The sequence below is a fragment of the Pseudomonas laurylsulfativorans genome, assembly GCF_002906155.1.
GTDB classification, from domain to species: Bacteria; Pseudomonadota; Gammaproteobacteria; order Pseudomonadales; family Pseudomonadaceae; genus Aquipseudomonas; species Aquipseudomonas laurylsulfativorans.
Genome location: NZ_MUJK01000016.1, coordinates 15,416 through 37,619, shown reverse-complemented (window position 1 = coordinate 37,619; position 22,204 = coordinate 15,416). Strand labels below are relative to the sequence as shown.

The window sequence follows — 22,204 nt, the reverse complement described above, 5'->3', positions numbered from 1 at the left end:
CGAGCGGGCTTTACCGTAGGAGCGAGCTTGCTCGCGAAAAACCTGAGGGCGACGCGTTCATTCAGACAATACGCGTCATCGTTAACGTCCATCGCGAGCAAGCTCGCTCCTACAGAGAGCAAGTAGAGACAGATTGATGCATTCACTTGAAGATTTACTGTACCTGATGAACCGCTTGCGCGACCCGCAGTACGGTTGCCCGTGGGACATCAAGCAAACCTGGGCCACCATCGTCCCGCATACCCTTGAGGAAGCTTATGAAGTCGCCGACGCCATCGAGCGCGGTGACTTCGATCACGTGCAGGGCGAACTGGGCGACCTGCTGTTCCAGGTGGTTTATTACAGCCAGTTGGCCCGGGAAGAGGGGCGCTTCGAATTCGCTGGCGTGGTTGACAGCATCACCCGCAAGTTGATTCGCCGACATCCGCACGTGTTCCCCACCGGTGATCTGTACGCACCGCTGGATGTTCCGCGCCTGAGTGAAGAGCAGGTCAAGCAGCGCTGGGAAGAGATCAAGGCCGAGGAGCGCGCGGAGAAATCCGCGGCCCCCGAACAGCTGTCATTGCTCGATGATGTTCCGGCTGCACTGCCGGCGCTATCCCGCTCGGCAAAATTGCAGAAGCGCGCAGGGCAGGTCGGTTTCGACTGGCCGGACGCCTTGCCGGTGCTCGATAAAGTCCGTGAAGAGCTTGATGAAGTGCTCGAAGCCATGTCGGAAAACGATTCCGAAGCCGTGGCCGACGAGATCGGCGATCTGCTGTTTTCCGTGGTCAATCTGGCGCGGCATCTCAAGGTTGATCCGGAAACCGCACTGCGTGGCGCCAACGGCAAGTTTGAACGACGCTTTCGTTTTATCGAACAGGCATTGCGCGACACCCGTCGTCCCATGGAAGATTGCACCCTCGAAGAATTGGACGCCTTGTGGGGCGAAGCCAAACGTCAGGAAAAAAATTTGCCCAGCTGCGGTTGAGCAGTGGCCTAAGTGAGTAATAAGCACCATGAGCATTTCCCTTCGCGACCAGTTGCTCAAAGCAGGGCTGGTCAACCAGAAGCAGGCCAAGCAGGTCAGCAAAGACAAGCAGAAACAACAACGCCTGGCCCACAAAGGCCAGGTCGAGCTGGATGACTCCCAGCAGCGCGCGGCACAGGAAGCCATGGCCGAGAAGGTCAAGCGCGATCAGGAGCTCAACCGCCAGCAGCAGGAAAAGGCTGAGGCCAAGGCCCGTGCCGCGCAGGTCAAGCAACTGATCGAAGTCTCGCGCCTGCCGAAACTGACGACCGAGGATTATTACAACTTCGTCGACGACAAGAAGGTCAAGCGTATCTCCGTCAACACCCTGATGCGCAACAAGCTCAGCAGCGGTTCGCTGGCCATCGTCCATCACGCAGGCGGTTACGAAGTGATTCCGCGCGAGGCGGCGCTGAAGATTCAGGAGCGCGATCCTCAACGCATCGTGCAGTTGAATGTGCAGACCGAGGAAGTGAGTGTCGAGGATGATCCGTACGCCGCCTATAAGATCCCTGATGATCTGATGTGGTAATCGAATCAATGTTCTAGCGGGCTTACATGTTTGCTAGTACTTTGCATGATTTATGAATTGAACCCGAATGATTGTATCGATACGATCTTTCGGGTTTTCTTTTGTCAAAAATAATATCTTTATAAGAGTGTTTTGTCTGAGGAAAACAAATGGAATGAACTTTAGTATATAGGGATGGAATAAATGCTTGTAAGTATCGCTTCGTTACGTCAACCAACTTTCAAGTCGCAGCTTTCACAGTCGCGACCGCTCGATCAATCCATTCTCGATTATTTGAACGATGAGTTGGTCGCTCGTGTTGAACGTTTAAGCCGAAAAATCAAGACCGCTGCAAAAGCGGCTCGCGAGGATCATGGCGCAACCGCTTGTGTTTTTTTTACCCTGCCTGAGTTCTTCTGGAACATTCCCTGGCGCGAGGTCCGCAGCGAAGAAGAACTCCATGAGTTGAACTCTGCCTATCTGGAGAAGGTGCCCGAGTGTATAGCCTTATTAATGACTGAGCTGCCAGTGGAGCGCTACGGCAAGATCGTATTGCTGGCGGGAAGCTGCGCGACACTCATCAAAGTTGGAGAAGGTGAGTCGGGTTATTATGATGTTATTAATTACTTGCTGGCGATCACCAATAAAGAATATGAAGTCGATATGCCATTGATGTCGATGTGGCCAAAGCGCCATGTATCAGGCATCGATTTCGGCAAGTACCTTGTTTCGGGTGGTGACTTTTGGTTGTTCAAACTTTCTGAGGAGATCGAAGTTAGGGTGAAGAAGCTCAGCAGCGTGCGGGCCGAACACAGTTATTTTGGTGGTTATGAAGGGAGGTTTATCAATAGCCTCGTTAGTGGCTGCCCTTTTGGAATCAACTTGTGCCTGGATTACTACAGTCTGAAAGAAGGCGAGCGCGACACTCAAGTTGAACTGACCGAGGCAAAAATCGATTTCCTGATCGCTTGCGGCATGAGTTTCGATTACGCCAAGCGTCACCCGTCATCGCTGCAGTTTTCGATCCGCAATGACGGAATGGGCGATGGGGAGGTCGAGGTGGTCAGGCTTCAAGCGGGCTGGATTGTTGATAGTGTCCCTTCGGTGCCGATCGAGGACGACCTTCATTTGACGTTGATCGAAGTTGTCTGATGTGGGTTGCAGCCTGCCCGACAGGAAAAGGGCAGGCTGCACGGTGATGGACTTCTGTGTTCAACCGGTTACGAGTTCACGTTTGCGCTCGAGCGTTTCCAGTTCGGCCTTGTAGTTTTGCGCATCGGTCTCGGAATGGAACATCCCGACCAGCAGGTCTTGTTGATGCACGTCCCAGATCCGGATACCGGCGGCTACACCCTCATGGGATTTATGTGAATCGTCGCGTTCAGTTACTTTTACAGTCATCTGCTAGCTCCAATCTCTGATATCTGCAGCAAGGCGTGTGCAGGCCTCTGTTATAGAGTTTGGTAGCTTGCTAAGTAAACTCTTCGATTTGGAAACAGACTTTTGCAAATTTGAATAAAGTCCTGGAGCCCACGGAGTACGCGACATTCGGTCGCAGGCTCGTGAGTTTCATGACAAACGTTTCATGTTCGGTGGGGGGAATAGCTAGCAAAAACACCACCTGTAGGAGCCGGCTTGCCGGCGATGGCGTCCTTGAAAATGCTATCGCCGGCAAGCCGACTCCTACAGATAGCGATTCTTTGCGCCATCTTTTTGAGGCAAAAAAAACGCCCCGAACCAGTCGGGGCGTTTTCATGTGCGGCTCAGCGAGGAAGAATTACTTGCCTTCCCAGCGCTTCAGCACCAGCGTGGCGTTGGTGCCACCGAAACCGAAGCTGTTGCTCATCACAGTGTTGATGGTGGCGTTCTCGCGGGTCTTGGTCAGCACCGGCAGATCGGCCACTTCAGGGTCCAGCTCGTCGATGTTGGCGGAGCCGGCAATGAAGTTGCCTTCCATCATCAGCATGCAGTAGATCGCTTCGTGAACGCCGGCGGCGCCCAGGGAGTGACCCGACAGGCTCTTGGTGGAGCTGATGGCCGGAGCCTTGTCGCCAAACACTTCACGCACACCTTTCATTTCCGCGACGTCGCCGACCGGAGTCGAAGTGCCGTGGGTGTTCAGGTAGTCGATCGGGGTGTCGACGGTGGACAACGCCTGCTGCATGCAGCGGATCGCGCCTTCGCCACTCGGGGCAACCATGTCGTAGCCGTCGGAAGTGGCGCCGTAGCCAACGATTTCCGCGTAGATCTTCGCACCACGGGCCAGAGCGTGTTCCAGCTCTTCAACCACGACCATGCCGCCACCGCCGGCGATGACGAAACCGTCACGGTCAGCGTCGTAGGCACGGGAGGCTTTTTCCGGGGTATCGTTGCGCTTGCTGGACAGGGCGCCCATGGCGTCGAACAGGAACGATTGGCTCCAGTGCTCTTCTTCACCGCCGCCAGCGAAGACGATGTCCTGCTTGCCCATCTGGATCTGTTCCATGGCGGTACCGATGCAGTGAGCACTGGTGGCGCAGGCAGAAGCGATGGAGTAGTTCAGGCCCTTGATCTTGAACGGAGTGGCCAGGCAAGCGGAAACGGTGCTGCTCATGGTCCGCGTTACACGGTATGGGCCGACGCGCTTGACGCCTTTCTCGCGCAGGATGTCCAGCGCTTCCATCTGGTTCAGGGTCGATGCGCCACCGGAACCGGCGATCAGGCCGGTACGCGGGTTGGACACTTGCTCTTCGGTCAGGCCGGAGTCGGTGATGGCGTCTTTCATGGCCAGGTAGGCATAAGCTGCCGCGTGGCCGACGAAGCGATAGATCTTGCGATCGATCAGTTCTTCAAGGTTGAGGTCGATGGAGCCGGAAACCTGGCTACGCAGACCCATTTCGGCATATTCCGGGTTGAACCGGATGCCAGGGCGGCTTGCACGCAGGTTAGCGGAGACGGTCTCTTTGTCATTGCCCAGGCAAGAAACAATGCCCAGACCAGTGATAACGACGCGGCGCATGCGGATAACCCTTAGAAGTTGTCAGTGGAGGTGAACACGCCGACCCGGAGGCCTTCGGCGGTGTAGATTTCGCGGCCGTCGACAGTGACCGAACCGTCGGCGATGGCCAGGTTCAGCTTGCCCTTGAGGACGCGCTTGATATGAATGTTATAGGTGACTTTCTTGGCGGTCGGCAGGACCTGGCCGAAGAATTTCACTTCGCCCGAACCCAGCGCACGGCCACGGCCCGGCAGGCCTTGCCAGCCCAGGAAGAAGCCGACCAGTTGCCACATGGCGTCGAGGCCCAGGCAGCCTGGCATCACCGGATCGCCTTCGAAGTGGCAGGCGAAGAACCACAGGTCCGGATTGATATCCAGCTCGGCGACCAATTCACCTTTGCCGTACTTGCCACCTTCTTCGCTGATCAGGGTGATGCGATCAACCATCAGCATGTTCGGGGCGGGCAGTTGCGCGTTACCAGGGCCGAACAGCTCACCGCGACTGCAGCGCAGCAGGTCTTCCCGGGTAAAGGCGTTTTGTTTGGTCATGCGAGCTCCTCAATAGTCCCATGCGGCAGGTGGGGCAAATCTTCCCGGCCGATCGAAGCGTTCATGCCTCGAACCGGCAGCCTACTCATAGACTATTGCGTTGTGGTGAAAGTCACAGCACCAAGGACATGAATGTACACTTGTGCACTGAAATTATTATTCAAGCCCCTTTTTGGGCCTGTCGAGGTGCCTAAGACTGCCGCACTTTCGCCTTTCACGCCAGTCACAGATGGTCGAAAGGCCTGTACTACTGCACCCATCGTTGCAGAATCTGCTGCAGATCAGTGCGTTTGAACGGCTTGGCCAGGTAATCGCTCATACCCGCCGATAGACAGGCTTCGCGGTCGCCCTGCAAGGCGTTGGCGGTCAGGGCGATGATTGGCAGGTCGCTGCAACCGGGCAGCATGCGGATTTGTCGGGTGGCTTCATAGCCATCGATGATCGGCAAGCGGCAATCCATCAGGATCGCTTCGAAAATCAGGCTCTCGGCGCTGCGTACCGCCTGCGCGCCATCGCCGGCGACACTGACCTTGAAGCCCAGACTGCGCAACATGGCTTCGATGACCGTCTGGTTGACCGGATTGTCTTCGACCAACAGCACATTGCGCCCTTCGCCGTCGCTGTTGCCGGTTGGCGCGCGCGTGGGCAACAGCGGCTGCGTCTGTTGGTGCAGCGCCAGGGGAATTTCCAGGGTGAACACCGAACCGCGGCCTTCCTCGCTCTGTGCGCGCAAGGTGCCACCCATGCGTTCGGCGAGGGTGCGAGCAATTGGCAGCCCCAACCCGGTGCCGCCGTAGCGCCTTGAAATGGAGCTGTCGGCCTGCTGGAAAGCGTTGAACATCAACTCCAGGCTTTGCGCCGGGATGCCGATGCCGCTGTCGCGCACGGTGCAGGTGAACCAAAGCAGTTCGTGGTCCAGCGACTGCCACTGCGCCTCGATAGTGACGCGGCCCTGCTCGGTGAACTTCAGTGCATTGCCGACCAGGTTGACCAGTATCTGCCGGATCCGCGTCGGGTCGCCCTTGACCTGCAAGCCGCGCAAGTCGTCGGGGATCCTCAGTTGCAGGTCGAGGCCGCGTTGGGCGGCGCTGTGCTGGAACGACTGGGCGCAACTGCCGATCAGGTCGGCGAGGTTGAACGCAATGTGTTCCAGTTCCAGCTCCGAACGTTCGATCCGCGAGAAGTCGAGAATATCGTTGATGACCTTGAGCAAGTGCTCGGTGGATTCCGAGGCCAGCGCCGCGTACTCCACCTGCTCCTCGGTCATGTCGGTGGTTTCCAGCAACTGCAGCATGCCCAGTACGCCATTCATCGGCGTGCGCAGTTCATGGCTCATCATGGCGAGGAAGTCGGATTTGGCGTTGTTGGCCTTTTCCGCTTCCTCGCGGGTCTGGATCAACTGTGCCATGGCCTGATGCTGTTCGCGGCTGGCCTGCTCGAGTCCGCTGGCGAGGTTGTTGATGTGTTGCGACAGCGCTCCCAGCTCGGTGTCATCGACAATGGGCAGCGGTGTTTTGTAGTCGCCGGCCTGGATCGCCTTGACGGCATTGCCGATATCACGGATCGGTTGCGACAGGCTGCCCGCCAGACGCCGGGCCAGGATGAAGGTAAACAGCAGGGCAAACAGTGCAAGAATGGCGGCCTTGAGCACGATTTCCTGTTGACGCCGGCTGAAGGCGTCGTTGGACAGCCCAACAATCACCCGGCCGATGTAGTCCTCGGTGGGGGCCGCGGTGGCGGTTTTGCTGCTCTGGAAAAAGTCATTGTGCAAAGCGATTCGCTGGAGCCGTATCGGTGCCTGGAACACTTCGAGCTGTTGTGCGCGATTGTGGTGTTCGTTCGGTTGTTCGACGTACACCAGAACCCGGCTGGCGCTGTCCTGGACTTCCACAAAGCTCACGTTGGGCGTGGCCAGCGTCGCCTTGAGCAAGGTTTCGAGCACTTCGCTGTTGCCTGATATCACTCCGTATTCGGTGGCAGGGGCCAGTTGGTTGGCGATCAACTGGCCGGTGTGAGTGATTTCCTGACGCAGATCCTGGATGCGCACGAACGTGAAGAAGCTGATCAGCAACAAGGTCAGCAGCAGGGCAGGGCCGAGGCTGATGAGTTGGGTGCGGGTGTTGATGTCCCAGCGACGGCGCAAGTTCATGGGCGGCGTTCTCCTTCAGCCAGCAATGTGGCGACAGACGCTTCGTTGATCTGTTCGATACCCAGGGAGCGCGCCACCTGCGGATTGCTCGCGACCTTGAATCGCTGGGGATAGTGCGCGCGTGGCCAGGTGGCTGGTGGCCGGTCGAGCAATTCGTCGAGGATTGCCAGCCAGTCGCTCTGGTCGCTGTAGGTGCTGGCCAGGCTCCCGGCCTTGACGAAGCTCGCGTTGGGGCCGATCAGTGCCATTTGCCGTGAGTAGCTGCTCAACAGCAGGTTCTTGGCGGTTTGCGGGTTGTACAGGTCGGCGTCGTCCAGGCCCAGCAACACGTCGCTGTTTTTCAGCAGGGCGTGTAACGGGCGACTGTCGTGAATGTTGTCCCAGCGCTGGGAGACCACCTCAAGTCCCAGGGGGAGGGCGGCCTGACGCAGCTCATTCAGCAGGAATTCACTGTGGTTGTCGTAGAGCACGCCGATGCGTTTGGCTTGTGGCAATAGAGTGCGGGTCAAGCGCAACTGGCGGTCCGGCGGTGGATCGCTCCATAGCAGGCAAAGACGCGCCGGCAGCGTGTCGTTCAAGCGTTGCCGGGCTTGCAGGCGGCTGATGCGCAGCACCAGTGTCGCCGGGCCCTGGGCGTCCTGCAGGCGCCAGTCGAGGCTGGGCAGGTCGAGGAGAATCAAGCGGGTATTTTCCGGCAGCCTTTGCGGTATCGGCAAACTGGCCAGTGCCTGGAATCGCACGTTGTCGTTTGCTCGCAACTCGCTCAGGGCCTGGGTAAAGGCCCGCACGCCCGGGCTGTCTTCGGCACCCGTGAGCAAAATCTCGGCGGCGTAACCCGACAGGCTGCCGAGCATGCCGCTGAACAATAGACAAAACACGGCCAGCAACCGGCCCAAGGGCGGCATTCTGCAGGCCGGACGATACGGCATCTTAAAGTTCCAGCTCCGCGCTGAAATACATTACGTGGCGCTGGTCATAGTTGTTGTCGAAGAAGGTGGTCGGCTGATTGTCCAGGCGTTGCTGGAGTACCCCGGCCAGTTCCAGGCTGGCCTTGCCCAAGGCGATACGTTTGGCGATGCGCGCATCGACCCGTTCGAAGCGGTAGCCGTTGAGGGCGTCATCACCATAGTAGAAAAGCGCACTGTTCCAGCCTTGGCCCCAATCCCGCAGCCATCCGGCGGAGCCGCTGTTGCGTGCAGTCTGCCTGGCATCCAGTGGGTTGCTGGCGTCGGCATCGACGTAGGCATAGGTCAATCGCAGGCGATCGAGGCTGCCGACATGCCAATCGAGCTGGGTTTCGGCGCCCGAAAAGCGCGCCTTGTTGCCGTTACTGGCGATGTACTGATTGTTGCGCAGCGGTTCGCTGATCATGCCGCTGATTTCGTCGTGGAACAGCTTCACGTCGAGCGCCAGTCCCGGGTCGGGGAAGTAGCCGTTGTAGCCCAGCTCCCGGGAGCGCATGTGCTCTTGATTGAGGTCGCCCGGGCCACGGGTCTTGACGAAGTAACGGGCGCTGGACTGGCCAAAGGCAGCGGGCCTTAGCTTGGTGACCTGATAACTCCAGTTGACGTTGTTCTCGAACATGTCCGGCGAACGGATGGCCTCGGAGTACACCGCACGCAAGCCGTGGCGCGGGTTGATCAGGTAGTTGACCGCCACGCGGGGTGTCAGCGAGCTGCCGGTCAACCGGGTGTCCTCGAACATGGCCCCGCCTTGCAGCAGCCAGTGTTCGCTGGCACGCCACTCGAACTGGCCGAACACCCGCCAGATCGTGTCATCCAGAGTGCCATTGAAGTAGGTCTCGGAATCCGCCCGGTCGTAACGATAGTTCATCCCGCTGACCAGCCGCAGGTTATCGGCAAGGCTCAGGGTGTCCTGCAGTTCGAGGTCGTAGCGCGACTCCCGGGTGCTCTGGTCGATGTCGCCGCACACGGTCTGGTTCGCGCCGTTGCGCCATTGGTCGAGTACCTGGTTGGCCAGCGCTTGCTCGGCGGTGGTGCCGGCCGGCGCGCCAGGGCCGATGAAACGCGTGATGTTGCGGGCCAGGCGTTCGGTGTAGTTCGGGTTCAACTGCCAGAGTTCGGTCAGTTGCGGGCTGAACGACACTTCTGCGTCGCAGGCGCGCCAGGTTTGCTGGCGATCCCAGTGTTGGGCCGAACCCTGGATATAAAGGCTGTGATCGGGATTGATGTCCAGGTTCCAGCGCAACGAGCCGGCGTAGTCCTTGGCGGTGACGTCGGAGTCGTCGCCCGCGCGGGTAGTCCCCGGGAACACCGGGCGGTAGGTATAGGGCCGCTGGTTGGTGCCGTCCTTGGCATTCAATTGCCAATCCAGGCTTTGCTGTTCGTCGAGGCTGTGGCTGGCGGCAAGGTTGAATCGATCGAGGCGGCGGCTGTCATGGTAATCAGCGCCGGTCCGATTGGTGTCGAAGCCGTCGTCTTGCTGGCCGGACAGGGACAGGCGCATGTCTCCATCCTCCCAGCCCACACCCTGGCTGGCATAAAAGTCGTTTATGCCGCGTTGTCCCCGGGTGACCTTGATGCGCGTGCCGTGACTGTCGGCCGGCCGCCGGGTAATGATGTTGACCACCGCCATCAGCGCGTTGGCGCCATAGCTGACGGTATTCGGCCCACGAAAGACCTCGATGCGCTCGATGTCTTCCATGGCCACCGGAATGTCGCTCCAGTCGACGGTGGCCAAGCCGGCGCGATACACCGAGCGCCCGTCGATCAGCACTTGCATGCGCCGCGCTTCAGTTGCATTGGTTCCGTGGTAGTTCACCGCCGCCTGATTGCCACTGATGTTGCCGACCATCATCCCCGGCACCAGGCGTAGCAGTTCGCTGATGTCGCGGGCGCCGCTGGCGTGGATCAGGGCGCTGTCGATCACGGTCATGCTTCCCGGAACGGCCGCCGGCGACTGCTTCAGGCGCGTGGCCGTGAGCACTTGCGGCAGCGGTTCGCTGTCCAGGAACAGGTCGTCGGCCAGCAATGGCGGGCTGAAAATCAGCGCCAGAACCAGAGGCGAACGCGGTGAAGGAGTACCCGGAGACACAACACATCCCTGTCAGTGATTGATGGCGCGCATGTTAACCGAGCCGAGTGACTTTTCCATTCACGATGTCCGCATTTTCCTCGGTTTTATTGGTCTTCTTCCTACGGCTTCCGGTATTTCATGTCGGGGCTGGCCGCCGATGGGCTGCCCCGTATAATGCCGACATCGCCACTGTATGGATTAACGGATTGCATATGACTGAACAGCGCCCGATTGCGGTCCTGGGAGGCGGAAGTTTTGGAACCGCCGTGGCTAATCTGCTGGCCGAGAATGGGCATCAGGTCCTTCAGTGGATGCGTGACCCGGAACAGGCCGAGGCCATTCGGGTCAATCGCGAGAACCCGCGTTACCTCAAAGGCATCAAGATTCTGCCTGGCGTCACACCGGTCACCGACCTGCAAGCCACCCTGGAGGCCTGTGACCTGTGTTTCGTCGCATTGCCTTCCAGCGCGCTGCGCTCGGTGCTGGTGCCGCACGCCGAACGCTTGACCGGCAAAATGCTGGTGAGCCTGACCAAGGGCATCGAAGCCAATACGTTCAAGCTGATGAGCGAGATCCTCGAAGAGATCGCGCCGCAAGCGCGCATCGGCGTCCTGTCCGGACCCAACCTGGCCCGTGAGATCGCCGAGCACGCACTGACCGCCACGGTGGTCGCCAGTGAAGACGAAGAACTGTGCCAGCAGGTTCAGGCCGCGCTGCACGGCCGTACCTTTCGTGTGTACGCCAGCGCCGACCGTTTTGGCGTGGAGTTGGGCGGGGCATTGAAAAACGTCTACGCGATCATCGCCGGCATGGCGGTGGCAATGGGCATGGGGGAAAACACCAAGAGCATGCTGATCACCCGGGCATTGGCGGAAATGACCCGCTTTGCGGTGAATCAGGGCGCCAACCCGATGACCTTCCTGGGGCTGGCAGGCGTGGGTGATCTGATCGTGACCTGCTCATCGCCCAAGAGCCGTAACTATCAGGTCGGGTTTGCCCTCGGCCAGGGCTTGAGCCTGGACGAGGCCGTCACGCGCCTGGGCGAAGTCGCCGAAGGGGTCAATACCCTTAAAGTGCTCAAGGCCAAGGCCCAGGAGGTTGGCGTTTACATGCCACTGGTCGCCGGGCTGCACGCGATCCTGTTCGAAGGCCGCACGCTGGAGCAGGTCATCGGTCTGTTGATGCGTGGCGAGCCGAAAACCGACGTCGACTTTATTTCCACCAGTGGTTTCAACTAATCACGCTTGCCAGAAAAGCAGGGAGTTGCGCATGAACGATCCAAAAGTAGAAGCCAAATACGAGTCCATCCTGCTGCGCGTGTTGTGGATGATCGTCTTCGTGTTGGTGTGGCAAGTGGCGCAGTTCATCCTCGGCGCCGTCGTGCTGGTGCAGTTGATCTATCGTTTGTTCTATGGCGCCCCAAGCGCCAGCCTGATGAATTTCGGCGACAGCCTGAGCCAGTTTCTGGCGCAGATCGGTCGTTTCGGCAGCTTTCACAGCGACCAGAAGCCTTGGCCGTTCGCCGACTGGCCGACGCCGCGTACGCCGGAAGGCGAAGCGCCGCATGTCGTGGCGCCGGCACCGCATCCGGCCCGAGATGAGGAACCCAAGCTATGAAACTCTGGGTATTGCGTCATGGTGAAGCCGAGCCCTACGGCTCACGACCCGATTCCGAGCGGGCACTGACCGACCACGGCCGCAAGGAAGTGTTGAGCAGCGCGGCGCGGTTGATGGGCCAGCCGCTGACGGCGATCTATGCCAGCCCCTATCTGCGTGCGCAACAAACGGCGCAACTGGTGCGCGAGGCATTGGGTTTCGAGCCCGAGATCCGCACCGTGGATTGGCTTACCCCGGAAACCGACCCGGACAAGGTGGCCGAGCAACTTGTGTCGGTGAGTAATGTCCTTCTGGTCAGCCACAACCCGCTGGTGGGGCATTTGTTGAGTTACCTGCAACATGGCGCCGGGCATCCGCCGGAAAAAGTCAGCACCGCCGGATTGGCCGAACTCAAGGGCGATGAATTGCTGATCGGGTCGATGAAGCTCGACAGCATCAAGCACCCTTGACCACATTGCTTGGCTTGAAGTTGGCACCGAACAATGTGTGAGCGAGCTTGCTCGCGATAGCGTTAGGCAGTTAGCAAATTTGTTGAAGGTGAGTCAGTCATCGCGAGCAAGCTCGCTCTCACAGATGTAGCAAAATTTTGAATGAAATAGTCAACCAAGCACTTGCTTGGTTGACTACGCTTGCTCCAGACCAAAATCACAGGAGCGAGTCGCATGTCTGCTGCTTTTCGTTTGCCACTGGACGTTTTCTACGAGCGTGAGGCCCGCCATCCCCGCCAGCGCTTTCTGGTCCAGCCTGTCGGAGGCGGCCAGGTCGAGACCTTGACCTGGGCGGATGTCGGTCATCAGGCCCGTTGCGCGGCCCATTGGTTGCGAGCGCGGGAACTGCCGCAGGGCAGCCATATCGCGCTGATCTCGAAGAACTGTGCGCACTGGATCATCGCCGATCTTGCGATCTGGATGGCCGGGCATGTATCGGTGCCGTTGTACCCCAACCTCACCGCCGAGTCGGTTTCCCAGGTGCTTGAACACTCGGAAGCGACGCTGGCGTTCATCGGCAAGCTCGACGACTGGCCAGGCATGTCCCGTGGCGTCAGCCCCAACCTGCCGACTGTCAGCCTGCCCCTGCATCCGCCAGGTACGTTCGATTTCAGTTGGGCTGACCTGCAACGCAGTTCGCCGATCCAGGACGATCCCAAACCTGCCGCCGATCAACTGGCGACCATCATTTACACTTCCGGCACCACCGGCATGCCCAAAGGCGTAATGCACAGTTTCGGCAACCTGGGGTTTGCCACTACGCGTGGCACTGCGTTGTTCGGCCTCAACGAGTCGGACCGACTGCTGTCCTATTTGCCGCTGTGCCACGTTGCCGAACGGATGTTCGTCGAGCTGGCATCGATTTACACCGGCCAAACGGTGTTTTTCGCCGAGAGTCTCGACACGTTCCTGACGGATTTGCAGCGTGCGCGCCCGACCGCGCTATTTGGCGTTCCACGCATCTGGACCAAATTCCAGATGGGCGTGTACAGCAAGATCCCGGCAAAACGCCTCGACTTCCTGCTTGGCCTGCCGATCATTGGCAAACGGGTCGGGCATAAAGTCCTCGCCGGCTTGGGGCTGGATGAATTGCGCATAGCGCTGTCCGGCGCTGCACCGGTGCCGCAGACCTTGTTGCTGTGGTACCGAAAACTGGGCCTGGACGTGCTAGAGGTCTACGGCATGACTGAGAGCTGCGGCTATTCCCACATCTGTATGCCGGGCCAGCAAAAACCGGGCTGGATCGGTAAGCCGTGCCCGGAGGTCGAAGTGCGGATTGCCGAGACAGGGGAGGTCATGGTGCGCAGTGGCGCGACCATGCTCGGTTATTTCAAGGAGCCGGAAAAAACCGCCGACACCATTACCGAGGACGGCTTCCTGCGCACTGGCGACAAGGGCGAGGAGGACGCCGAAGGCAATCTGCGCCTGACCGGACGCCTGAAGGAAATCTTCAAGACCAGTAAAGGCAAATACGTGGCGCCGGCGCCGATCGAAAATCGTCTGGCTGTGCATTCGCGCATCGAACAGGTCTGCGTGGTGGGCGATGGCTTGAGTGCACCGCTGGGGTTGTGCGTGCTGTCGGCGGTCGGCCAGCAGGATGCCAGCGGGACCGCGCGGGCCGGTTTGCATTCGAGCCTGGAAAAACTGCTGGAGGAGGTCAACGGCGCCCTCGACAAGCATGAACGACTGCGGCGCCTGGTGGTGGTCAACGACAGTTGGGCCGTGGAAAACGGCTTTCTCACCCCGACCCTGAAGATCAAGCGCAACGTGATCGAAGCGGCTTACGGTGAGCGCTTTGAAGAATGGAGCGAGCGCAGCGAAGCGGTGCTGTGGCAGGATTGATCCACGAACAAAACCAACAAGGAAACACTGCGATGAGCTTGTGGCGCACCACTCCAAACATCGAGCAGTTGAATGCAATCCAGAAAAACACCATCGGCGAAGTGCTGGACATCCGTTTCGAAGCCTTCGACGAAGAATCCCTGACCGCCAGCATGGTCATCGACCACCGTACCCATCAGCCTTATGGCTTGCTGCATGGTGGTGCCTCGGTGGTGCTGGCCGAATCGGTCGGTTCCATGGCCAGCTACCTGTGCATCGATGCCAGCAAATTCTATTGCGTGGGCCTGGAAATCAACGCCAACCATTTGCGCGGCCTGCGCAGTGGGCGGGTGACGGCGGTGGCCAAGCCGATCCACATCGGCCGTACGACCCATGTCTGGGACATTCGGTTGACCAGCGATGAGGGCAAGGCCAGTTGCGTGTCGCGGTTGACCATGGCGGTGGTGCCGTTGGGAGAAAAACCGCCAGCGCGTTAAACAGGGGGGGAGTCGCAACCTAAAGATGCTCTTGTGGCGAGTGAGCTTGCTCCCGCTGGGCTGTGCAGTAGCCTCAATAGCTTTTACGACTGCTGCGCAGTCGGGCGCGAGCAAGCTCGCTTGCCACACAAGCTTGTTCAACGGTGACTTTGGCACATAGCTTTGACCGGACTGTCACTATTCCTGTCAGTTACGGTCATTGCTGCAGGACGCGCTCTTGCGGACAATCAACACCTGTTCTCGCTTATGGATTTGCAGGTATGTCGCAACAGATCTTTTTCGCCCACGCCAATGGTTTTCCTTCGGGGACCTACGGCAAGTTGTTTGCGGCGCTGGCACCCGAGTTTCAGGTGACGCATCTGGAGCAGCACGCCCACGACCCGCGTTTCCCGGCGGACGACAACTGGTACAACCTGGTGGATGAGCTGATCCATCACCTGCAACAACAGGCCGAGCCCGTGTGGGGCGTCGGTCACTCCTTCGGTGGCGTGTTGCACCTGCATGCGGCCTTGCGCTGCCCCGAGTTGTATCGCGGGGTGGTGATGCTCGACTCGCCAGTGCTGACCCGAACCGATCGATGGGTCATCCGCGCGGCCAAACGCTTCGGTTTCATCGACCGCTTGACCCCGGCCGGGCGTACCTTGGGCCGCCGTGAAGAGTTCACCGACCTGGACAGCGCGCGGAAATATTTCGCCGGTAAAACCCTGTTCCGCGGCTTCGACCCGGAGTGCTTCGATGCCTACCTGCAACATGGCTTGCACCAGGTCGACGACAAGCTGCGCCTGCGGTTCGACCCGGCCACGGAGATCAGCATCTATCGCGGCGTGCCGCACACCAGCCCGGGCAGCACCCGGCAGTTGCAGGTGCCGCTGGCGGTGGTTCGCGGGCACAGCAGCCGCGTGGTGATGCGCCATCACGCCAGTTCGGTCGACCGCCTGCCGTTGGGTGAGTCCTTGACCATGCCCGGCGGCCACATGTTTCCGCTCGAGCGTCCCCTGGATACCGCTGAAATGCTCAAAGGCCTGTTCCATCGCTGGGACGGCCGTCGACAACAGGATTGCGCATGAGCCACGTCGTCGAAGAGGTCCGCCTGAGCCTGCCGCACATTGAGCTGGCGGCGCACCTGTTCGGTCCTGAAGATGGTTTGCCGGTCATTGCCCTGCATGGCTGGCTGGACAACGCCAACAGCTTTGCCCGCCTGGCACCCAAACTCAAAGGCCTGCGCATCATCGCGCTGGACATGGCCGGTCACGGTCATTCCGGGCATCGCCCGCCAGGCGCCGGCTACGCCATGTGGGACTATGCCCACGATGTGTTGCAGGTTGCCGAACAGCTAGGGCTGAGGAAGTTTGCGCTGATGGGGCATTCAATGGGCGCCATTGCTTCGCTGATCATCGCCGGGTCGATGCCCGAGCGGGTCACCCACCTGGCGTTGATCGACGGCATCATTCCTCCTACAGACAAAGGTGAAAACGCTGCCGAGCGCATGGGCATGGCCTTGCAGGCGCAACTGGATCTGCGGGAAAAGCGCAAACCGGTCTACGACACTCTCGACCGAGCCATCGAAGCGCGCATGAAGGGCCTGGTGGCGGTCAGTCGCGAGGCCGCTGAACTGCTGGCGCAGCGTGGTCTGATGCCGGTGCCGGGCGGTTATACCTGGCGCACCGACAATCGCCTCACGCTGCCATCGCCGTTGCGTCTTACGACTGAACAGGCCATGGCCTTCGTCCAGCGGGTCAAATGTCCTGCAACACTGGTGGTTGCCGCCGACGGCATGCTCGCCAAACACCCGGAGTTGCTGGAGCGTCTACCCTTTAGCCGGGAACAGCTGCCAGGCGGCCACCATTTGCACCTCAATGACGAGTCCGGTGCCGATCTTGTCGCAGACTGTTTCAATCGGTTTTTCGCCATTCCTTGACTTGCGCCGGGCAACTGTCGAGGCTTGGCGGGTTGAAAAGGGAGACAACCATGATAGATCTCTACACCGCTGCGACCCCGAATGGCCACAAGGTCTCTATCGTGCTCGAGGAACTCGGCCTGCCCTACACGGTGCATGCCTTGAGTTTCGACAAAAAGGAGCAGAAGTCCGCGGACTTCCTCAAGATCAACCCCAATGGCCGGATTCCGGCGATTGTCGACCGCGCCAACGGCGATTTCGCCGTGTTCGAATCCGGTGCCATTCTAATTTACCTCGCTGAACAGGCCGGCAAATTGTTGCCACGCGACCCCAAGGGGCGTTCGGTGGTACTGCAGTGGCTGATGTTCCAGATGGGAGGTATCGGCCCGATGCAGGGCCAGGCCAACGTATTCTTCCGCTACTTTCCGGAAAAACTCCAGGGCGCCATCGACCGCTATCAGCATGAAACCCGTCGCCTCTACGAAGTGCTCGACACGCGTTTGCAAAGCGTGGAATTTCTCGCCGGCGAGTACAGCATTGCTGATATCGCCACCTTTCCGTGGGTGCGTGGTTACGAGTGGTCGGGTGTCTCGGTGGAGGGTTTGACGGCGTTGCAACGCTGGATGGCCACCCTGGAGGCTCGGCCGGCGGTGCAGCGTGGTCTGCAGGTACCGCAACGTGCCGATGAAGCCAGCGTCATCAAGGGCGCCCAGGCCATGCTGATCCGATGAATCTATCCATGCGTTCACTCAGTTTGCTGGTGCTGTGCAGTTTCAGCCCCTTGTTGTTCGCCGCCGATGTTCCGGGCAGTCAGGACCTCTCGATAGTGCCGCGTATGGTCGACGCCCAGATTGTCGACTATCGCCCTGCCGCCGAGCTGGAACGGATCTACCCCTTGGGCTCGATCCGCAAGATCAGTGGCCAGTTGCGTTTCGACGGTCAGGTCAGTGCCCGCGGCAACGTCACGTCGGTGACCTACGAGTTGCCACCGGAGCATTCATCCATCGAGGCGTTCACCGCTGCCCGCGAGGCTTTGCAACAGCAGGACGCCGGGCTGCTCTTCTGGTGCCAGGCGCGCGATTGCGGTGAAAGCAGCCTCTGGGCCAATGAAGTCTTCGGCAACGCCAAGCTGTACGGTGCCGACGATCAACAAGCCTACTTGTTGCTTCGACTTGCGGCGCCACGGGATAACACGCTCGTCGCGCTGTACAGCATCACCCGCGGCAATCGCAAAGCCTACCTGCATGTCGAGCAGTTCGAGGCCTCGGCACCGCTGGGCGAGTTGTTGCCCACCTCCGCGACCTTGCTGCGTGAACTCAAGAGCACCGGCGAGCTCGATTTTTCCAAGCTCAACAGTGCGCCTGACGAGACCTGGCTACGCCTGATTTCTCGAGGATTGAATCTGGACACCACCTTGCGGGTCAGTATTTCCGGAGCGAACGCCGAAGCCTGGCGTCAGGCCCTGATTGGTCAAGGCGTACGCGCCGCGCGGATGGAAACCGGCAGTGTCGAGGGCTCTGGCCTGCACATCGAGCTATTGCGGTAGGCTGTAGCGGGCGAACGTCTACGCTGCGTTCGCCTACTCTTTTGCTGACTGACTTTTTCGAGACTTTTGATGATCAATAACGATCGCCTGTTGGTGCAGATCCTGCTCGTGGTGCTGTTTGGCGCGAGCTTCTGGGTGATGGCGCCGTTCTGGTCGGCGATGTTCTGGGGCGCGGTCCTGGCATTTGCCAGTTGGCCACTGATGCGCTTGCTGACCCGTTCCCTCAATGGCCGCGAGTCTCTGGCGGCGGCATTGCTGACGCTGGGCTGGATGGTGCTGGTAGCGGCGCCGCTGGTGTGGCTGGGTTTCAACCTCGCCGACCATATTCGCGATGCCACGGCATTCATCAAGGATGCGCAGGTCGAGGGGCTGCCCGAAGCACCGGTGTGGTTGGGCTCGATTCCCTTGGTGGGCGAGCGGCTGGTCGGGATCTGGAACAGCATCGATGAGCAGGGCGCGGCGATGATGGTGTCGCTCAAGCCTTATCTGGGGCAGGTGGGTAACTGGTTGCTGGCGCGCAGCGCGCAGATCGGCGGCGGAATTCTCGAGCTGACCCTGAGCATCGTCTTCGTGTTCTTTTTCTATCGTGACGGGCCGCGTCTGGCGGCGTTTGTCCACACTTTGCTGGAACGGCTGATCGGTCAGCGGGCCGGCTACTACATTGAACTGGTGGCGGGCACGGTACAGCGGGTGGTGAACGGTGTGATCGGCACCGCGGCGGCCCAGGCGATCCTGGCGTTGATCGGGTTCCTGATTGCCGGCGTGCCGGGAGCATTGGTGCTCGGTATCGTGACGTTCATGCTCAGCCTGATCCCGATGGGCCCGCCGCTGGTATGGATTCCAGCGACCGCGTGGCTGGCCTGGAAAGGCGAGTACGGGATGGCCATATTCCTCGGGATCTGGGGCACATTCGTCATCAGCGGTGTCGACAACGTGCTCAAGCCTTACCTGATCAGTCGTGGCGGTAACCTGCCGCTGGTCATCGTGCTGCTTGGGGTGTTTGGCGGCTTGATTGCCTTTGGCTTTATCGGCCTGTTCATTGGCCCGACATTGCTGGCGGTGGCCTACAGCCTGTTGATCGACTGGAGCAAGACTCAGGCACGGGTCGAAGATCGCCGTCCTTGAAAACCTCGCCATATCCATTTTAGGAGCCGGCTTGCCGGCGATAGGCCCTTGAATATGCGGGGAGCTTCAAGACCGCCATCGCCAGCAAGCCGGCTCCTACAATCTGACTCGCGAGCTTTTTGACTCAGGTCGCCACGTTCAGGTGCTTGCCCACGCTCGCCACGTTATCGAGCGAATACTGCTTGGTCAGGTTGGCGATCATTTTCTGCAATGCATCGTTGACGCTCGCCCGATCAGTGGTGCTCTCGGTGTTCTTCTCGCGACCGGCCTGCAAGGCCGCCTTGAGTTCATCACTGCTCACGCCTGCGCTGCTGTCGCTGTCCAGCGCCTTGAGCAGCGCGGCACTGGTGTCGGTGCTGGTCGACGAATTGCCGCTGCTGGCCTGCAACGCACTGCTCAGCTCGGTGGCGCTGACGCTGCCGTCACTGTCAGCATCGAGTTGGCCGAACAATTGGTCACTGGATAGCTGTTGTGATGGTGGCGGCGGGGGAGACATCGCGGCCATTTCTTCGCCGCTCAGGTTGCCACTGCCATCGCTGTCGAGGTCGGCGAAATTCTTGCTCAGGCTGACCAACAAACCGTCGTCGGATTTCTGCGACAGGGCACTCTTGAGTTCGTCCTGATCGACCGAACCGTCGCTGTTGCTGTCGAGTTTGGCCAGCAGGTCCTTCTGGAACTGCTGGCTGCGTGCGCTATTGGCTGTGGTGCTGCTGATGCTGGTGCTGGTGAAATTCGAGTAATTGCTGCTGATGCTACCGATCATCGTGCTCACTCCCTGGAAAGATAAACCGGTGGTGTACCGGCTTATGCAGACTCAAGGGGCGAGTTGTCGCGGGTATGTGGAGTTTGTACCGAGTGGTACACATGGTAATCAGCCTCACTGATACCCCTGTGGGAGCGAGCAAGCTCGCTCCCACAAAGTGGCGGATGTGTCTTTCAGGCACGGGGCAGGCAGATCACGGCCGTCAGGCCACCACCCGGGGTTTCTTCCAGTGTCAGCTGCCCGCCCATTCGTTGCGCGGCTTCTCGGGCAATGGTCATGCCCAGGCCAACGCCTCCGGAGTTGCGATTGCGCGAGCCCTCAAGGCGAAAGAAGGGTTCGAACACGGCTTCTCGTTGTTCGGCGGCGATACCCGGGCCATGGTCGATGACCCGAATCACCAACTGTTCGCGATGATCCTCCAGGGTTATCAGTGCTTGCCCGGCATAGCGCAGGGCATTGTCCATCAGATTGTTGATGCAGGAACGCAATGCCATCGGTTGCACTTGCAGGGGGGCACAGTGACCACTGGCCTGGACGTTCGCGCCCTGATCCTGGGCATTTTCGCTCAGGGACTCCACCAATGCCTGCACGTCCATCCACTGCGGGGCTTCGCTGGTACGCTGTTCGTGCAGGTAGGTGAGGGTGGCATCGAGCATGGTGATCATGTCGTCGAGGTCTTGGCGCATCTGGCCTTGCAACTTGTCGTCGTCGATCTTCTCCAGCCGCAGCTTGAGCCGCGACAGCGGTGTGCGCAGGTCGTGGGACACAGCGCCAAGCATGCGCGAGCGCTGCTTGACCTGTTCCAGGATGCGGCGTTGCATTTTGTTGAACGTGTGCGCCGCTTGCCGCGCTTCCCTTGGCCCCGATTCTTCCAGCGGCGGGCTGTCGAGGTCTTCGCTCAAGCGCTCGGCTGCATCACTCAGGCGCTGGATCGGTCGGCTCAGCAGTTTGGCGCCGTACCAGGCGGCAATGATCAGCGAGACCAATTGAAACGTCAGGGGCACCAAGGGGCCGCCGAACCACGGCCGTGGCGGCCGCTGTTCGACGCGCGGGTCCAGTGGCGGACGTAGCCCGTCCAGACCTTCGGAAAACTCCGGAGGCGGCGGTGGCGGTGGCGGGCCGTAATGGTGAAACCAGGCAAAGGCCAGCAGGTGCGCGAGGATAATCGCCAGCAGCAGCACGCCAAACAGGCGACCGAACAGCGTATCGAAGCGCCCGCGCATCAGCCGATGTCTCTGGCATCGAACAGGTAACCCTCGCCGCGAACGGTCTTGATCAACTGCGGAGCCTTGGGATCGTCACCAAGTTTCTGGCGCAGGCGCGATACCAACAAGTCGATACTGCGATCAAAGGCTTCGATCGAGCGACCGCGTGCGGCGTCCAGCAGTTGTTCCCGGCTGAGCACACGGCGCGGACGCTCGATAAACACCCAGAGCAGACGGAATTCGGCGTTGGACAGCGGAACCACCAGGCCATCATCGGCAATCAGCTGTCGCAGCACGCTGTTCAGGCGCCAATTGTCGAAGCGGATGTTCGCCCGCTGTTCGCTGCGGTCATCGCGTACCCGACGCAGGATGGTCTGGATCCGCGCCACCAGCTCGCGGGGTTCGAAAGGCTTGGCCATGTAGTCGTCGGCGCCGAGTTCGAGGCCGATGATCCGGTCGGTGGGCTCGCAGCGGGCGGTGAGCATCAGGATCGGGATGTCCGACTCGGCGCGCAACCAGCGGCACAGCGACAGACCGTCTTCACCGGGCAACATCAGGTCGAGCACCACCACGTCGAAGTGTTCCGCCTGCATCGCCTGGCGCATCGCGGCGCCATCGGTGACGCCACTGGCGTGGATGTTGAACCGGGCCAGGTAGTCGATCATCAATTCTCGGATCGGGACGTCATCGTCGACGATCAGGGCGCGAATGCTCCAGCGTTTGTCGTCACCGGGCGTTTTTTGGTCGTCGTTCACGGGTGTTTGGGTGTTGTGCATGCGTGCATTCATCTGCCAGATAGGCTGCCAACCACAAAGATAGGCTGCGAGGTTGTGGTTCCAGCATAGGCGTCCGGCCCGGAGGCGGGAAGTGCTGCTGTAAGGACCTGTTGCGGTTGCCGAGGGTAGCGGGGCTGGGTGTTGCGGGCGTGTCGTGTGTGTGTCGAACTCGACACAATCGCTTCAAGGGCTAGTCTTGCCGGAGCCGACTCGACGATTTACCGATCATCGGGTCCCGC

22 protein-coding genes are annotated in these 22,204 nt (G+C 59.9%); 13 read left to right on the top strand and 9 right to left on the bottom strand.

Features of this window, described 5'->3' with window-relative positions:
• Positions 1-136 precede the first annotated feature (136 nt).
• The 3 genes from mazG (at position 137) to B0D71_RS28610 (ending at position 2,672) form a co-directional block, all read left to right on the top strand.
• On the top strand, positions 137-970 hold the full coding sequence (mazG, locus tag B0D71_RS28620) for a nucleoside triphosphate pyrophosphohydrolase (RefSeq protein ID WP_103397703.1): 834 nt from the start codon (positions 137-139) through the stop codon (positions 968-970).
• 28 nt (positions 971-998) lie between these two features.
• The gene (locus B0D71_RS28615; protein ID WP_103397702.1) at positions 999-1,541 is read left to right on the top strand and encodes a DUF2058 domain-containing protein; all 543 of its coding nucleotides are present in this window, start codon (positions 999-1,001) and stop codon (positions 1,539-1,541) included.
• A 183-nt stretch (positions 1,542-1,724) separates the two neighbouring features.
• A complete protein-coding gene (locus tag B0D71_RS28610) occupies positions 1,725-2,672 on the top strand; it encodes a hypothetical protein (RefSeq protein WP_103397701.1) in 948 nt (315 codons plus the stop codon).
• A gap of 60 nt (positions 2,673-2,732) precedes the next feature.
• On the opposite strand, the gene B0D71_RS28605 is transcribed toward B0D71_RS28610, so the two are convergent.
• The 6 genes from B0D71_RS28605 to B0D71_RS28580 form a co-directional block, all read right to left on the bottom strand.
• Positions 2,733-2,921: a hypothetical protein gene (locus B0D71_RS28605; RefSeq protein WP_103397700.1), complete on the bottom strand. Its 189-nt coding sequence runs from the start codon at positions 2,919-2,921 to the stop codon at positions 2,733-2,735.
• 376 nt (positions 2,922-3,297) lie between these two features.
• Positions 3,298-4,518 carry a beta-ketoacyl-ACP synthase I gene (fabB, locus tag B0D71_RS28600; RefSeq protein WP_007974551.1) on the bottom strand — a complete coding sequence of 407 codons (1,221 nt, stop codon included), beginning with the start codon at positions 4,516-4,518 and terminating at the stop codon, positions 3,298-3,300.
• 11 nt (positions 4,519-4,529) lie between these two features.
• Positions 4,530-5,045, bottom strand: a complete 516-nt coding sequence (gene fabA / locus B0D71_RS28595; protein WP_003227150.1) for a 3-hydroxyacyl-[acyl-carrier-protein] dehydratase FabA — start codon at positions 5,043-5,045, stop codon at positions 4,530-4,532.
• 247 nt (positions 5,046-5,292) lie between these two features.
• Complete coding sequence (locus B0D71_RS28590; protein ID WP_103397699.1) at positions 5,293-7,194, bottom strand: ATP-binding protein; 1,902 nt, start codon at positions 7,192-7,194, stop codon at positions 5,293-5,295.
• The gene (locus B0D71_RS28585) at positions 7,191-8,123 is read right to left on the bottom strand and encodes an ABC transporter substrate-binding protein (protein ID WP_103397698.1); all 933 of its coding nucleotides are present in this window, start codon (positions 8,121-8,123) and stop codon (positions 7,191-7,193) included. Before B0D71_RS28585 ends, B0D71_RS28590 begins: the two co-directional genes overlap by 4 nt.
• Position 8,124: 1 nt before the next feature.
• The gene (locus tag B0D71_RS28580; protein ID WP_103397697.1) at positions 8,125-10,248 is read right to left on the bottom strand and encodes a TonB-dependent receptor plug domain-containing protein; all 2,124 of its coding nucleotides are present in this window, start codon (positions 10,246-10,248) and stop codon (positions 8,125-8,127) included.
• 194 nt (positions 10,249-10,442) lie between these two features.
• Between B0D71_RS28580 and B0D71_RS28575 the strand changes: the two genes are divergently transcribed.
• The 10 genes from B0D71_RS28575 to B0D71_RS28530 all read left to right on the top strand — a co-directional run bounded on the left by B0D71_RS28575 (position 10,443) and on the right by B0D71_RS28530 (position 19,221).
• Complete coding sequence (locus tag B0D71_RS28575) at positions 10,443-11,468, top strand: NAD(P)H-dependent glycerol-3-phosphate dehydrogenase (protein WP_103397696.1); 1,026 nt, start codon at positions 10,443-10,445, stop codon at positions 11,466-11,468.
• A 31-nt stretch (positions 11,469-11,499) separates the two neighbouring features.
• Positions 11,500-11,847, top strand: coding sequence for a DUF4389 domain-containing protein (locus B0D71_RS28570; RefSeq protein ID WP_007974561.1), 348 nt, complete (start codon positions 11,500-11,502; stop codon positions 11,845-11,847).
• Complete coding sequence (gene sixA, locus B0D71_RS28565) at positions 11,844-12,296, top strand: phosphohistidine phosphatase SixA (RefSeq protein WP_103397695.1); 453 nt, start codon at positions 11,844-11,846, stop codon at positions 12,294-12,296. Before B0D71_RS28570 ends, sixA begins: the two co-directional genes overlap by 4 nt.
• 213 nt (positions 12,297-12,509) lie before the next feature.
• Positions 12,510-14,177, top strand: a complete 1,668-nt coding sequence (locus B0D71_RS28560) for an AMP-binding protein (RefSeq protein ID WP_103397694.1) — start codon at positions 12,510-12,512, stop codon at positions 14,175-14,177.
• A 32-nt stretch (positions 14,178-14,209) separates the two neighbouring features.
• The gene (locus tag B0D71_RS28555) at positions 14,210-14,653 is read left to right on the top strand and encodes a hotdog fold thioesterase (protein WP_103397693.1); all 444 of its coding nucleotides are present in this window, start codon (positions 14,210-14,212) and stop codon (positions 14,651-14,653) included.
• 260 nt (positions 14,654-14,913) lie between these two features.
• A complete protein-coding gene (locus B0D71_RS28550) occupies positions 14,914-15,720 on the top strand; it encodes an alpha/beta fold hydrolase (protein WP_103397692.1) in 807 nt (268 codons plus the stop codon).
• Entirely contained in the window at positions 15,717-16,571 is an 855-nt protein-coding gene (locus B0D71_RS28545; protein WP_103397691.1) for an alpha/beta hydrolase, read from the top strand. Before B0D71_RS28550 ends, B0D71_RS28545 begins: the two co-directional genes overlap by 4 nt.
• A gap of 50 nt (positions 16,572-16,621) precedes the next feature.
• Positions 16,622-17,281 carry a glutathione S-transferase family protein gene (locus B0D71_RS28540; protein WP_103397690.1) on the top strand — a complete coding sequence of 220 codons (660 nt, stop codon included), beginning with the start codon at positions 16,622-16,624 and terminating at the stop codon, positions 17,279-17,281.
• Between the two features lie 8 nt (positions 17,282-17,289).
• Positions 17,290-18,096, top strand: coding sequence for a DUF4892 domain-containing protein (locus B0D71_RS28535; RefSeq protein ID WP_103397689.1), 807 nt, complete (start codon positions 17,290-17,292; stop codon positions 18,094-18,096).
• Between the two features lie 69 nt (positions 18,097-18,165).
• Positions 18,166-19,221: an AI-2E family transporter gene (locus B0D71_RS28530; RefSeq protein WP_103397688.1), complete on the top strand. Its 1,056-nt coding sequence runs from the start codon at positions 18,166-18,168 to the stop codon at positions 19,219-19,221.
• A gap of 124 nt (positions 19,222-19,345) precedes the next feature.
• On the opposite strand, the gene xopAW is transcribed toward B0D71_RS28530, so the two are convergent.
• The 3 genes from xopAW to B0D71_RS28515 all read right to left on the bottom strand — a co-directional run bounded on the left by xopAW (position 19,346) and on the right by B0D71_RS28515 (position 21,965).
• The gene (gene xopAW, locus B0D71_RS28525; protein ID WP_103397687.1) at positions 19,346-19,984 is read right to left on the bottom strand and encodes an EF-hand domain-containing protein; all 639 of its coding nucleotides are present in this window, start codon (positions 19,982-19,984) and stop codon (positions 19,346-19,348) included.
• 173 nt (positions 19,985-20,157) lie between these two features.
• A complete protein-coding gene (locus B0D71_RS28520) occupies positions 20,158-21,207 on the bottom strand; it encodes a sensor histidine kinase (protein ID WP_103397686.1) in 1,050 nt (349 codons plus the stop codon).
• Positions 21,207-21,965, bottom strand: coding sequence for a response regulator (locus tag B0D71_RS28515; RefSeq protein WP_103397685.1), 759 nt, complete (start codon positions 21,963-21,965; stop codon positions 21,207-21,209). Before B0D71_RS28515 ends, B0D71_RS28520 begins: the two co-directional genes overlap by 1 nt.
• Positions 21,966-22,204 lie beyond the last annotated feature (239 nt).

Bases quoted from the DNA above. Each gene is read 5' to 3' on its own strand.
- fabA (WP_003227150.1), bottom strand. From the start codon at position 5,045: ATGACCAAACAAAACGCCTTTACCCGGGAAGACCTGCTGCGCTGCAGT.
- B0D71_RS28515 (WP_103397685.1), bottom strand. From the start codon at position 21,965: ATGCACAACACCCAAACACCCGTGAACGACGACCAAAAAACGCCCGGT.
- xopAW (WP_103397687.1), bottom strand. From the start codon at position 19,984: ATGATCGGTAGCATCAGCAGCAATTACTCGAATTTCACCAGCACCAGC.
- B0D71_RS28535 (WP_103397689.1), top strand. From the start codon at position 17,290: ATGCGTTCACTCAGTTTGCTGGTGCTGTGCAGTTTCAGCCCCTTGTTG.
- B0D71_RS28550 (WP_103397692.1), top strand. From the start codon at position 14,914: ATGTCGCAACAGATCTTTTTCGCCCACGCCAATGGTTTTCCTTCGGGG.
- B0D71_RS28530 (WP_103397688.1), top strand. From the start codon at position 18,166: ATGATCAATAACGATCGCCTGTTGGTGCAGATCCTGCTCGTGGTGCTG.
- B0D71_RS28585 (WP_103397698.1), bottom strand. From the start codon at position 8,123: ATGCCGTATCGTCCGGCCTGCAGAATGCCGCCCTTGGGCCGGTTGCTG.
- B0D71_RS28590 (WP_103397699.1), bottom strand. From the start codon at position 7,194: ATGAACTTGCGCCGTCGCTGGGACATCAACACCCGCACCCAACTCATC.
- B0D71_RS28575 (WP_103397696.1), top strand. From the start codon at position 10,443: ATGACTGAACAGCGCCCGATTGCGGTCCTGGGAGGCGGAAGTTTTGGA.
- B0D71_RS28615 (WP_103397702.1), top strand. From the start codon at position 999: ATGAGCATTTCCCTTCGCGACCAGTTGCTCAAAGCAGGGCTGGTCAAC.
- mazG (WP_103397703.1), top strand. From the start codon at position 137: ATGCATTCACTTGAAGATTTACTGTACCTGATGAACCGCTTGCGCGAC.
- B0D71_RS28540 (WP_103397690.1), top strand. From the start codon at position 16,622: ATGATAGATCTCTACACCGCTGCGACCCCGAATGGCCACAAGGTCTCT.
- sixA (WP_103397695.1), top strand. From the start codon at position 11,844: ATGAAACTCTGGGTATTGCGTCATGGTGAAGCCGAGCCCTACGGCTCA.
- B0D71_RS28570 (WP_007974561.1), top strand. From the start codon at position 11,500: ATGAACGATCCAAAAGTAGAAGCCAAATACGAGTCCATCCTGCTGCGC.
- B0D71_RS28545 (WP_103397691.1), top strand. From the start codon at position 15,717: ATGAGCCACGTCGTCGAAGAGGTCCGCCTGAGCCTGCCGCACATTGAG.
- B0D71_RS28520 (WP_103397686.1), bottom strand. From the start codon at position 21,207: ATGCGCGGGCGCTTCGATACGCTGTTCGGTCGCCTGTTTGGCGTGCTG.
- fabB (WP_007974551.1), bottom strand. From the start codon at position 4,518: ATGCGCCGCGTCGTTATCACTGGTCTGGGCATTGTTTCTTGCCTGGGC.
- B0D71_RS28605 (WP_103397700.1), bottom strand. From the start codon at position 2,921: ATGACTGTAAAAGTAACTGAACGCGACGATTCACATAAATCCCATGAG.
- B0D71_RS28610 (WP_103397701.1), top strand. From the start codon at position 1,725: ATGCTTGTAAGTATCGCTTCGTTACGTCAACCAACTTTCAAGTCGCAG.
- B0D71_RS28555 (WP_103397693.1), top strand. From the start codon at position 14,210: ATGAGCTTGTGGCGCACCACTCCAAACATCGAGCAGTTGAATGCAATC.
- B0D71_RS28560 (WP_103397694.1), top strand. From the start codon at position 12,510: ATGTCTGCTGCTTTTCGTTTGCCACTGGACGTTTTCTACGAGCGTGAG.